Consider the following 12,080-nt stretch of genomic DNA (forward strand, 5'->3'; position numbering starts at 1 on the left):
CCCCATCAACCACCCTCAACTCCTTCCCATCTGAGGAGGGGAGCTTAACTCTAACTTTTCCTACCTCTCCTCCCAATCTGATGATGTTCCTTCTGCCAAGACGATGTTGTAGCTGGTAACTGCTGCCGCGCGGCCTGACGCGGGTGCCCCCGTTTTTGTGCCTTTTGCGGCCTTTACCTGAGTAGGCTCTTTCCAAGCGCAGACCTGCTCCCTACCCCTCCTTCTTTCCAGAACCTCATCTGATTTGTCATGAAGCATTCCTACGCTTCTCTTCTGCTGCCGGCTGTATTGCTGGCTAGCACTACTTCCCTGCACGCCCAAGAAGCGTTAATTTCCGTGAGCGGTACCGTTCGGGAGAAAGGCACCCAGGAGCCATTACCGGGCGTGAGTATTAGCGTGAAAGGCGGCTCGGCGGGCACGCTCAGCGACGGTAACGGGCAGTTCGCCCTCAAGGCTAAGCTGCGCTTTCCGTTTACGCTGGTATTTAACATTCTCGGCTACGAGGCCCGGGAGCTGGAAATTGCCAGTGGCAGCCAGCCCATTGCCATGCAGCTGGAATCGAAGGCGGTGGCGATGAACGAGGTGGTGGTGTCGGCCTCGCGGGTGGAGGAGAGCCGGCTGAAGTCGCCGGTGGCCATTGAGAAGCTGGACATCCGGGCCATCAAGGAAACGCCCGCGCCCAGCTTCTACGACGCCCTGGAAAACGTGAAGGGTGTGCAGATGACTACCTCCTCGCTTACCTTCAAAGTACCCAATACCCGCGGCTTCAACATCCCGAACAACTTCCGCTTTATGCAGCTGGTGGATGGCGTGGACATGCAGGCCGCTACCCTTGGCGTCCCGCTGGGCAACGCCATTGGGCCCACCGAGCTGGATATTGCCAGCGTGGAGATTACGCCCGGAGCGGCCTCGGCCCTCTACGGCATGAATGCCATCAACGGCATGGCCAACCTCACCACCAAGAGCCCCTTCAGCTACCAGGGCTTGAGCGTGTATCAGAAGGTAGGCGTGAACCACGTCGATGGGAAGGACCGGGACCCAAGTGTGCTCACCGAAACAGCCGTGCGCTGGGCGCAGGCGTTGGGCAGCTCGCAGCGCTGGGCCTACAAAGTAAACCTGAGCTACCTGCGCGGCACCGACTGGCTGGCCAACACCCAAACGGACCAGAACCCGCAGAACCTAAGCTCGGCTAACCCACGCTTTCCAGAGTTGAGCGGGGCCGACAACCCGGCCGCCGACCTCTGGAACCGCTACGGCGACGACAACGCCGGCAACGTGTCCATCCCGATTACCTACAAGGGCCGCACCGAAACCTTTAACATCCGGCGCACCGGTTACTACGAACGGGACCTCACCAACCCCATCGTGCGCAACATCAAGGCCGATGCCAGCCTGCACTACAAGCTCACGGATAAGCTGGAGCTGAGCTACGGCTACCGGTTTGGACTCATGGATGGCGTATTTCAGCGCGGCAACAAGATTCAGCTGGATGGCGTGACGGTGCAGAACCACAAGCTGGAGCTGCGCGGCCAGAACTTCACGGCCCGCGGCTATATGCTGGCAGAAAACACCGGCAACTCCTACAACCTCAACCCCTTGGCCCTGAACCTGGACCTGCAAAACGGCGCTACCGCCCTTTCGCCGGCCAGTGCCACCGTGCGCAACAGCTGGGGCGACAAGTTTCAGCAAAGCCTGCAAGCCCAGGTAAACCAGGGCGTGGACCTGGCCACAGCCATGCAGCAGGCCCGCGCCGCCGCCGATGCCGGCCGCGCCGTACCCGGCACTCAGGCTTTCGACGCCCTCAAAAACCAGATTGTGTACACCAACAACTGGGACAGCGGCGTGAACGTGAAGGGTGCCCCCATTCCGGGCGGGGCCGCGCTTACCCAGCGCAGCCGCACCTACCACGCCGACGTGCTCTGGAACCTGGGCGAGCGGGTGAAGTTTGCCGACGTGGTGGTGGGGGCCGATACTCGCCTCTACGAGGTACTACCCGACGGCAACAACTTCGTGGATTTCGGCCGGCCGCTCGACCAGCGCACCCAGCCTGGTGGCAACAACCAGTACTACAAGAAAATCGGAGGCTTCGGGCAGGCCACCAAGCTGCTGCTCCAGGACCGCCTGAAGCTTACCGCCTCCCTCCGACTCGACTACAACCCTGAGTTTGACCCCAAGCTGAACCCGCGGGTAGCGGCCGTGTACACCCTGGCGGCCCGGCACAACTTTCGCGCATCCTACCAGAACGGCTGGCGCTTCCCGTCCCTGTTCGAGGCCCTGTCCTTCGTGAACAACGGCAACGTGCGCCGGGTAGGTGGCCTAGCCCGCGTGAACGAAGGCCTGAATTACCTCGACAACTCCTACACGCTGGCTTCCATTTCTACCTTCAACGCAGCCGTGAATGCCTACGTGTCGGCTAACGGTGGTACCGCGGCCCAGGCAGCGGTGCGGCCGGAAATTCGGGGGTTGCTGCAAGTCGGCAACCTGCCCACCGAGCAGCCGGAGCAAATTAACGCCTACGAGGTAGGCTACCGCAGCGTGCTGCTGGATAACCGCTTGTCCGTTGATGCCGATGCCTACTACAACATTTACTCCGGCTTCCTGGGCCAGGTGGAAGTAAGCGTACCCAAGAACGCCAGCGGCCAGCAGGTACCGGTAGGCTCTGATGATGCCGTGCTGGCCGCGCTCAACAGCAACCGCTCGGCCCGCCAGGACCGCTACCGCGTGTACACCAACGCCCGCAACAACTACCACAGCTATGGCTCTACGCTGGGCCTGACTTACAACTTCTATCAGAAGTTCACGGTAGGCGGCAACGTCAACTACAACGCCCTATCCGACAACAAGGAGGCCGACATCTTCGTGACCGGGTTCAACACCCCGCATTGGGTAACCAACGTGAACTTCGGCAACCGCGAAATCGTGCGCAACGTGGGCTTCAACGTGGTATGGCGCCACCAGAGCACGTTCTACTGGGAAAGCCCCCTGGCCAATGGCCGCGTGCCTGCCTACCAAACCGTGGATGCCCAAGTGAACGTGCGCGTGCCCAGCCTGAAGTCGACTATCAAAGTGGGCGGCGCCAACCTCTTCAACAACCGCTACTTCCAGTACGCCGCTGGCCCCACTATCGGGGGGCTGTACTACGTGGCGTTGACCTTCGACAACACGGTGCTCCGCTAAAATTAAAGCTAGAAAGCTAGCTCCCCTCCTCAGATGAGGAGGGGCTGGGGGTGGTTGACCGGAGTGTTGAACGAATACTAGCTCTAGTTTCTAATTCTAACCTTTCAACCTACCCCAACCCCTCCTCAGATGAGGAGGGGGAGCTAGTGCCAAAAACGCTTCTTTGTTATGAAACGGCTGCTTTCCTCCCTTGGCTTCCTACTGCTCCTGAGCCAGCATGCAACGGCCCAGAAGCAGTACGTGCGCGAGCAGCAAACCTGGCTGGGCGTGTTCAACCAAACCCGCTTCTCGAACCGCTGGGGCACCTGGACCGATCTGCACCTGCGCCTCCACGACCACTACGTGCAGGACCTGTTCCAGACCGTGGCGCGGGTAGGCCTGACCTACTACCTCACCGACGACGTGCGCCTGACCGGGGGCTATGCCTACGTACATCACTTCCCCGACGGTGCCCGCACCATCGGGCAGCCGGAGCACCGGCCCTGGCAGCAGGTGCAGTGGTTTACCAAGTTCCCGAAGGCCCGCCTCATGCAGTGGGTGCGGCTGGAAGAGCGGTTCCGGCGCACCATCCAAAGCAACGAGCGCACCGACGAGTTCAACTTCAACTACCGCACCCGCTACAACGCGGCGCTGTTTCTGCCCCTGACCAAAAAAGGCTTTGCCCCCGGCGGTGTGCAGTTTCTGCTCAACAACGAGGTGATGATGAATTTCGGCAAGGAGATTCGCCTCAACTACTTCGACCAGAACCGACTGTTTGCTGGCCTGGTGTATCAGCTCAACCCGCACGCTCAGCTGCACGGGGGCTACATGCACCTGTTTCAGCAGTTGCCGACGGGTAGCACCTACCGCAATCAGCACACCATCCGGGTGTTTTACTTCCACAATTTCGATCTGAGGCCGACCCCGCCGCCGGTTCCGCCTACCCCCACTACTGCCCCCTAACCTCATGGCTGATATTCAAAAGCTGTCCGAAGTCGAGCACGTCAAGCAGGCCAGCAACTACCTGCGTGGCACCCTGGCCGAGAGCCTCGTTAACCCCATCACCGGCGCCCTCTACCCCGACGATACCCACCTGATCAAATTCCACGGCTCCTACCAGCAAACGGACCGCGACTTGGACTCGGAGCGGAAGCGCCAGAAGCTAGAGCCGCTCTACTCCCTCATGATTCGGGTGCGGGTACCGGGCGGCGTGGCTAACCCTCAGCAGTGGTTGCGCATGGACGAGCTAGCTGACCAGTACGGCAACGGCACGCTCAAGCTCACCACTCGCCAGGCTTTCCAGCTGCACGGCGTGCTCAAGCGCAACCTCAAAAAAACCATTCAGGGCTTCAATGATGCCCTGCTGGACAGCATTGCGGGCTGCGGCGACGTGAACCGCAACGTGATGTTCAACCCCAATCCGCACCAGAGCCGCGTGCACGAAGAAGTGTACGAGGTGTCCCGGCAGATCAGCGCCCACCTCACTCCGCGCACCTCGGCTTACTGGGAGCTGTGGCTAGACGGGGAATCGAAGTACAGCAGCGTACCGAACGAGGGCGAGGAAGATGCCGAGCCGATTTACGGCAAAACCTACCTGCCCCGCAAGTTCAAGATTGCCCTGGCCGTGCCACCCCACAACGACACCGATATCTTCGCCAACGACCTGGGCCTCATTGCCATTGAGGAAAACAGCCGCCTGCTGGGCTTCAACGTGGCCGTGGGCGGTGGCATGGGCATGACGTTTGGCATGCCCGAAACCTACCCCCGCCTGGCCAGTCTCATTGGGTTTGTGCCCACTGAGGAGGTAGTAAACCTATGCGAAAAGGTAGTCACGATTCAGCGCGACTGGGGCAACCGCGAAAACCGCAAGTTCAGCCGCCTCAAATACACTATCGACCGGGTAGGTCTGGATGTGTTCAAGGCCGAGCTGGACAACCGCCTGGGCTTTGCCCTGGAGCACGGGCGGGCTTATGAGTTCAAGAGTTCCGGCGACGCTTTCGGGTGGAGCCAGGGCCCCGATGGTGCCCACCACCTGACCTTGTTTGTGGAGGGCGGCCGCGTGGCCGACCGGCCTGGCAGCCAACTCAAAACCGCCCTGCGCGAAATTGCAGCTTTCCATACCGGCGACTTCCGCCTGACCGGCAACCAAAACCTGATTATAGCTAATGTAGCGCCCGAAGACCGCCTCACCATCGAGACGATTCTGGCCCAGCATGGGGTAGCTGTAGAAACCACTTCGGGGCTGCGGCGGGGGGCTTTGGCCTGCGTGGCCCTGAATACTTGCTCCCTGGCTTTTGCCGAAGCTGAACGCTACATTCCACAACTTATTGATAGATTGGAGCCTGCGCTGGCGGCTCATAACCTCACCCACGACGACATCCTGATCCGGATGACGGGCTGCCCCAACGGCTGCGCCCGGCCCTACCTGGGAGAAATCGGGCTGGTTGGGCGGGCGGTGGGCCGCTACAATCTGTACCTCGGCGCCGCTTTCAACGGGGAGCGGATGAACAAGCTCTACAAAGAAATGTTGGACGAAGACGGCATCGTGGCGGAGCTTACGCCCCTTTTCGCCGACTACGCCCAAAACCGCCAGCCCCAGGAGCGCTTCGGCGACTTCGTGATTCGCCAGGGCTACGTTCAAGCCACCACCGAAGGCCTGAATTTCCACGTGTAATACGGTTAGTTTAGGGAAACGTCATGCAGTGCCGTCGAAGCATCTCGCCCGTGCCTCTGCATAACGTTCTACTCCTATCCGCCCCCTACCCTTCCAACCAACACCAACCCATGCCTCTTTCTTCCAACGAACTTCTTCAGCCGGAACCGCCGCCGCAGCCCAATAGCAACCGGCTGTTTCCTGTGTTTCTGAAGCTGGAGCAGCTGCACGTGCTGCTGGTAGGCGGGGGCTACGTGGGCCACGAGAAGCTCGCGGCCCTGCTGGCCAACAGCCCGGCTGCGGCCGTAACGGTGGTAGCCACCTGGTTTTCGGCGGAGCTGAAAGCCCTGGCCGCCCGCCATCCGAGCGTGCAGCTGCGCGAGCAGCCCTACCAAACCACCGACCTCGTGGGCCACGACCTGGTAATTGTGGCTACCAACGACAAAGCCCTGAACCTGCGCATCAAGGCCGATGCCACGCGCCAGCGCCTGCTCTGCAACGTGGCCGATACGCCCGAAGCCTGCGACTTTTACCTGGGCTCCATTGTGCAGAAAGGCGACCTAAAAATTGCCATCAGCACCAACGGCAAGTCGCCGACCATTGCCAAGCGCCTGCGCGAAATGCTCACCCAGGCCCTGCCCGATGAGCTGCACGACGTGCTGCAGCGCATGTCTGTCATCCGGGACAAAGTCGGCGGCGACTTTGCTCACAAGGTGAAGTCGTTGAACGCCGTGACGGCTGAGCTGACCGGCGGCCCGGCCTACGAGTCGCCGGCGGCGGCGCGGTGGCGTCGCATTGCCACGGCCTCTCTGCTTGCCTTTGCGGTCATGCTCGTGTTCAACATTCTCTCCTACTACTTTACTCTGGAGCAAGTGTGGAGCGCGGCTACCCACGCCGAAATGTTCTGGCTGTTTGTGGCCATCGGCTTTGGCGCGCAGCTGATTGATGGGCTCTTGGGCATGGGCTACGGGGTAGTAACGGCTATCAGCCTGATGAGCCTGAACATTGCTCCGGCCGCCGTGAGTGCCAGCATCCATACCGCCGAAATGTTTGCCAGCGGGGCCTCGGGCTACCACCACTACCGCTTCGGCAACGTGAACAAGCGCCTGTTCAAGGTGCTCCTGATTCCGGGGGTGCTGGGCGCGGTTACCGGGGCCTACCTGCTCTCAAAATTCGGCGAAACCTACGCCGGCTACGTCAAGCCCCTGCTGGCCGCCTACCTGCTGCTGCTCGGTATTCGCATCATTTCCAAGGCCTTTTCCAAACCCGGCTCGCGCAAAAAGCACAAGAAGCTGGGGCTGCTGGCCGCGGCCGGCGGCTTCCTCGATTCGTTTGGCGGGGGTGGCTGGGGGCCGCTGGTAACCAGCACCCTCATTGCCGGGGGCCGCACGCCGCAGTACGTTATCGGCTCGGTGAGCGTCACGGAGTTTTTTGTCACGTTTGCCAGCGCCGTTACGTTTTTTGCCACCCTGGGCATCTCGCACTGGCAGATTATTCTGGGCCTGATTGTGGGCGGCGTGGCCGCTTCGCCCATTGCCGCCCGCCTGGCTGGCCGCATTCCGGTGCGCTGGATGCTGGTAGGCGTGGGCCTGATGGTAATCGTCTGGAGTTTATGGGCCTTGCGGAAGGTGTTTATGTAGGATGATCATGATTTAGCGTAAGAGTCCGCAAAAGAAAGTCCTGCCAAAGTAGTTTGGCAGGACTTTCTTTTGCGTGATGGTTGATGCACTACATCACAACTGCTGGATCGGGCACAGTACGTTGGTGTACGCGGCGTAGTATGACGGCTAGAACCAAGGCGCTGAGCAGCACGGCGGCGACGTAGTACCAAGAAGACGTAAACAGGTCCTCTACCCCATTTAGCTTGCTGGTAGCCGTGTGCGTGCTGGCCTGCAGGGCCAGCAGGTTATTGAGCGCGTGCAGGGCTATGGTCAGCAGTAAGGAACGGGTCCGGTAATACAGCCAGCCCAACAGCAGCCCCATGAGCCCGGCCGAAACTGTTTGCACAGGGTTCAGGTGAAACAGACCAAATAGCAGCGCCGACTGCCCAATAGCCACCCAGGGCCGGTAATTACGCAGCAAGCCGGTAAGCAGTATGCCCCGAAACAACACTTCTTCCAGCACAGGGGCGCTGATTACGAGCAGCACAAAGGCTAGCACAGGCTGCCCCTCCAGACGCAGGAAGGCTTCCGCCGCCCAGTTGGGCAGGTGCAAATAATTTACCGTGGAGCGGAGCACCACCTGCGCCAGCACGATAGCCGGCAGCAGCGCATACACGCTCCCCGGAACGCGGCCCAGCAGTCGTAGTCGCGGCAAGCGCCGACGGTAGCGCCAGAGCAGAAATCCTATGGTAACTAATTCACCCAAAGCAGTTGCCAAGGCACTGACAACAATTGATGTATGATGAAGGAATTTGTTGAAAACAAGAAAGACTGATACTACAGCGAGTACCATTATTAGCAGAAACCACCCCAGGGCGCCCCAGCTTTCTTTTAGGGTAGGATAAGCAGCTTCCGCCACTTCGGAGGCGGGCTCAATTCCTGATTTTGCACGCGTTTCCATGCAATACGGATAAATAAGTAACAGATATCAGGAGGTAAATCTAAAGGGTTTATTTATGAAAATACCCCCGGCCCCTTAAAGCAGGGACCGGGGGTAGCGCCAGCAAAACCCAGAAAGGTTACGCTACCGGCTGCCGGGCTTGCTCCTGCCCCAGCTTGCTATGCTTGCGGCCGTAGCCGAAGTAAATAGCCAGCCCGATAGCCAGCCACACGGCCAGGCGCAGCCAGGTTTCCCAGGGCAAGGACACCATCATCACCAGGCAGGTCAGGATGCCCAGGATGGGCACCAGCGGCACCAGGGGCGTGCGGAAGCCACGCGGGGCGTTAGGCTCTTTCTTGCGCATGATGAGCACACCCAGGCACACCATAACGAAGGCCAGCAGGGTGCCGATGCTCGTCATTTCGCCTACCACTGCAATGGGAACGAACCCGGCGAAGAGGGCAATAAACAGGCCCAGCAGCAGCCCCGACTGCAGGGGCGTCCCGAACCGCTCGTGCACGCGGGCAAATACGGGTGGGAGCAGCCCGTCCTTGGCCATGGCAAAGAACACGCGGGTCTGACCCAGCAAATCCACCAGAATCACGGAGGTGTAGCCGATGATGATAGCCAGAATTACGGCCGAAGACAGCCAGGCGTAGGGCGTTTTCTCGATGGCAATGGCCACCGGGGCAGCACTGTTCTTGAACTCGGTGTAGTTGGCCAGGCCCGTGAGTACGTGGCCGAACAGCACGAACAGCACCGTGCACACCAGCAGGGAGCCGATGATACCGATGGGCATGTTGCGCTGGGGGTTCTTGGTTTCCTGGGCCATAGTAGCCACAATATCAAAGCCAATGAACACGAAGAATACTACCCCCGCCCCGCGCAAAATACCGCTCCAGCCAAACTCCCCGAACACGCCCGTATTGGTTGGGATGTAGGGTTGGTAGTTGGCGGGGTCGATGTACTGCCAGCCCAGGGCAATAAACACCAGCACCACCGACACCTTCAGGCTCACGACCAGGGCATTAAACCAGGCTGAGCTTTTGGTGCCGCGTACCACAATGAGCGTGATGCCCAGCACAATGAGCATGGCCGGGATGTTGACCAGCCCGCGCACCACGCTGCCATCGGCCAGGGTGGCCGTTTCAAACGGCGACATAACCAATTGGGGCGGAATGTGCAGGTTGTACTTGCTCAGAAACTTCACCAGGTACTGCGACCAGCTGATGGACACGGCCGCCGCACCCACCGAATACTCCAGAATCAGGTCCCAGCCGATAATCCAGGCGAACAGCTCCCCCATGGTGGCGTAGGCGTAGGTGTAGGCCGAGCCGGCCACGGGCACCATGGCGGCAAACTCGGCGTAGCACAGAGCCGAGAAGGCGCAGCCCACGGCTGCCACCACAAACGAGAGCGTAACGGCCGGGCCGGCATTGTTGGCGGCGGCCAGACCCGTAAGCGAAAACAGGCCCGCCCCGATAATCACCCCAATGCCGATGGCAATCAGGTTGAAGCCATTCAGGGTTCGTTTCAGGGTGCCAGCCCCAGTGGCCGCGGCTTCCTGCCGCAGCAGTTCCAATGATTTTTTAAGCATAAAAACAGGTGCCACCGCTGGGGTGGCTGGTAAGAAAAAAACCCGGCCATTGTACTACCCCCGCCTGGGGGCAGCGTGCTTTCCGCCCCTGAGCGGGGGTAGCACAACAAACTGCTACTTCGGAGAAGAGGAAAAAGTAGCAAGCTGCTCACTCCCAGATGGGGTGCGCGCCGCAAAGAGAAAACGAGAGCAAAGCCCGCAGCAGCCAGAGTGCCTACCCAGGCGCACTACCTATACGCGGCCGCAACAACAGCCACCCCAAGAATCCGCCGGCACCCGCCAGGAGGCCACACGGAAGCTGGCAGCAAAAACTACGAACGGGGTACTACGGCAGGGGCAAAAGTCCACGGCTTGTTGTTTTTATATGGTCAGGAATTGGCACCGTTCCAGCAGTTGCGGATGGTTGCCGACGCTTCTTAGAGCCTGTCTCTCAGCGCCTCTGTATAAAAACAATCCTTTGGGCTAGAAAGAATTGATGGGGCAAAGGTAGGGCCGGAAATCCACCGCTGCAAACTGCTCAGCTGCCGGCCTGTTTCCTCTGGTTTTCCGGGCAGTGCCTACGCGGCCGGCCCCGCCCTCCTTGTCCGGCTTCCGGACACTCACAAGCCATAGCCACTCTCGCAACTAACATGTAGCCAAGCTTTTACTACCCCCGATTAGTTTGAGGCCCCGAAGTTTAACCTGAAAATTTAATTATTTTCAGAGGCCCTTCAGCCGGTGGTTTAGCCAAAGTTGGCATTTGAGTTGGGTATTACCCATACAGAAGCTCGCAGCCTGGCTGCTACCACTAAGCGCTTCCTTTCCTGAATTTAACTCTTCCAACATAGCCATGAAAAAGATTCTCGTTCTTCTCGCCGCCTTCTCTCTTTCAGCAGCCGCCGTTTCGGCCCAGACTACGCCTGCAAAAGCCGCGTACGGGCAGCATCAGAAGGGCAACAAGCCCGCCAAAACGCCCGAGCAGCGCGCCGACCACGCCGCCCAAAGTCTGGCCAAGAAGCTAAGCCTCTCGGCCGCTCAGACCGAGCAGGTGCGCCAGCTGAACCTGGCCCGCTTCCAGGAGCTGCAGGCCAAACGCACCCAGGTTGCTACCGCCGCCGATAAAAAGCAGCGTCATCAGGCCATGAAAGCGAGCAAGGACCGCTACGAAGCCCAGCTTAAGCAAATCCTGAGCGCCGAGCAGTACACGAAATACGCTCAGCTGCAGGCCGAAAAGCAGGCCAAGCGCAAAGCCCACCAGGGCCAGCGCCAGGCAAAGAGCTAATCTGGTTTCCTGACTACCCCACGCCCAAACGCCCCGGTACCGTGCTGTATCGGGGCGTTTTGCTGTCCGCCTAGGTCGCGCTAAGCCCCGTCACTACTCTCCCGGCTCCACTCCTGAGGCCAGGGCACTGGCTTGCTGCTCGGCCCTGAGCCACCGCAGCCGATAGCAGTTCATGGCCGTCTCGCCGAGCTGCTCCAGCAGACGGTAATTGGCTACGGCCCCTACTGCCGCCCCGATAACGGGCACCAACTGGGCCATTTTGGCCAGGTCAATGTAGTCGCGGTACTCCTGCTGAAACGTGCGCCAGTCAAACTCCTGCACGTCGGGGGGCAGGGTATGGCGGTAGGTGTCCCAGGTAGCCACCCGCTGGTATATTTCGTTGCGGGTGTGCTGGCTACTGAAGGCCAGCTGAAAGATGTGAAGCAGAAACAGGCGCTCGGTGTAATCCTGCACATCGTGCCCGTAGAGAGCGGCTACATCAAACAGAAATTTGAGCTTCAGGCCCAGTAGCAGCGGAAAATCGGCGAGGCCCAGCAGAAAGCCACCGGCTCCGGTCACCGCGCCTTCGGCGGCTGCCGTGTTGCGGTAGTAGCGCAGCGTGCTTTTCACGGCCACCTCACGCTCCGAAAGGCTTACGCCAACCTGGGGGCGCCGGGTAAGATGCCGGGAGCCAAACAGCACACCGCGCACCATTTGCTTGATGGCGGCGGTTATGGCCGTGTGTACTTTTTCGGGTAGCAGGGCGTTCAGACGGGCTTGCAGCCGCCGGGTTACCCGCCCTAACAGGGTAGGTTTCTGCTGCATCCGGTGCTGCCAGGAGCGCAGCTCAGCGAGGGGTTGTGCTTCCATGGGTTGGGGCAAGGGCCGGGCAA

At 60.1% G+C, this 12,080-nt stretch carries 8 protein-coding genes and 1 riboswitch; of the genes, 5 read left to right on the top strand and 3 right to left on the bottom strand.

Annotation, left to right across the window (positions count from 1 at the left end; all coding sequences use genetic code 11):
• Positions 1-249 precede the first annotated feature (249 nt).
• The 4 genes from FGZ14_RS07535 (at position 250) to FGZ14_RS22235 (ending at position 7,449) form a co-directional block, all read left to right on the top strand.
• Positions 250-3,177, top strand: coding sequence for a TonB-dependent receptor (locus FGZ14_RS07535; protein ID WP_139922917.1), 2,928 nt, complete (start codon positions 250-252; stop codon positions 3,175-3,177).
• Between the two features lie 168 nt (positions 3,178-3,345).
• On the top strand, positions 3,346-4,119 hold the full coding sequence (locus FGZ14_RS07540; protein ID WP_139922919.1) for a DUF2490 domain-containing protein: 774 nt from the start codon (positions 3,346-3,348) through the stop codon (positions 4,117-4,119).
• Between the two features lie 4 nt (positions 4,120-4,123).
• On the top strand, positions 4,124-5,830 hold the full coding sequence (locus FGZ14_RS07545) for an NADPH-dependent assimilatory sulfite reductase hemoprotein subunit (RefSeq protein WP_139922921.1): 1,707 nt from the start codon (positions 4,124-4,126) through the stop codon (positions 5,828-5,830).
• Between the two features lie 110 nt (positions 5,831-5,940).
• On the top strand, positions 5,941-7,449 hold the full coding sequence (locus FGZ14_RS22235; protein ID WP_139922923.1) for a TSUP family transporter: 1,509 nt from the start codon (positions 5,941-5,943) through the stop codon (positions 7,447-7,449).
• An 88-nt stretch (positions 7,450-7,537) separates the two neighbouring features.
• Here FGZ14_RS22235 and FGZ14_RS07555 read toward each other — a convergent pair whose 3' ends face one another.
• Positions 7,538-8,125, bottom strand: coding sequence for a CPBP family intramembrane glutamic endopeptidase (locus tag FGZ14_RS07555; protein WP_180754528.1), 588 nt, complete (start codon positions 8,123-8,125; stop codon positions 7,538-7,540).
• Positions 8,126-8,489: 364 nt separating this feature from the next.
• Positions 8,490-9,947: an amino acid permease gene (locus tag FGZ14_RS07560; RefSeq protein ID WP_139922927.1), complete on the bottom strand. Its 1,458-nt coding sequence runs from the start codon at positions 9,945-9,947 to the stop codon at positions 8,490-8,492.
• A gap of 357 nt (positions 9,948-10,304) precedes the next feature.
• Positions 10,305-10,397, bottom strand: a riboswitch (SAM riboswitch).
• A 379-nt stretch (positions 10,398-10,776) separates the two neighbouring features.
• Here FGZ14_RS07560 and FGZ14_RS07565 point away from each other — a divergent pair.
• Positions 10,777-11,208, top strand: coding sequence for a hypothetical protein (locus tag FGZ14_RS07565; protein ID WP_139922930.1), 432 nt, complete (start codon positions 10,777-10,779; stop codon positions 11,206-11,208).
• Between the two features lie 93 nt (positions 11,209-11,301).
• Here the strand turns inward: FGZ14_RS07565 and FGZ14_RS07570 are convergent, their stop codons facing one another.
• Positions 11,302-12,057, bottom strand: a complete 756-nt coding sequence (locus tag FGZ14_RS07570; RefSeq protein ID WP_139922932.1) for an EcsC family protein — start codon at positions 12,055-12,057, stop codon at positions 11,302-11,304.
• Positions 12,058-12,080: the final 23 nt, after the last annotated feature.

The sequence above is a fragment of the Hymenobacter sp. DG01 genome, from assembly GCF_006352025.1.
Classification (GTDB): Bacteria; Bacteroidota; Bacteroidia; order Cytophagales; family Hymenobacteraceae; genus Hymenobacter.

Bases quoted from the DNA above. Each gene is read 5' to 3' on its own strand.
- FGZ14_RS07535 (WP_139922917.1), top strand. From the start codon at position 250: ATGAAGCATTCCTACGCTTCTCTTCTGCTGCCGGCTGTATTGCTGGCT.
- FGZ14_RS07560 (WP_139922927.1), bottom strand. From the start codon at position 9,947: ATGCTTAAAAAATCATTGGAACTGCTGCGGCAGGAAGCCGCGGCCACT.
- FGZ14_RS22235 (WP_139922923.1), top strand. From the start codon at position 5,941: ATGCCTCTTTCTTCCAACGAACTTCTTCAGCCGGAACCGCCGCCGCAG.
- FGZ14_RS07545 (WP_139922921.1), top strand. From the start codon at position 4,124: ATGGCTGATATTCAAAAGCTGTCCGAAGTCGAGCACGTCAAGCAGGCC.
- FGZ14_RS07570 (WP_139922932.1), bottom strand. From the start codon at position 12,057: ATGGAAGCACAACCCCTCGCTGAGCTGCGCTCCTGGCAGCACCGGATG.
- FGZ14_RS07565 (WP_139922930.1), top strand. From the start codon at position 10,777: ATGAAAAAGATTCTCGTTCTTCTCGCCGCCTTCTCTCTTTCAGCAGCC.
- FGZ14_RS07540 (WP_139922919.1), top strand. From the start codon at position 3,346: ATGAAACGGCTGCTTTCCTCCCTTGGCTTCCTACTGCTCCTGAGCCAG.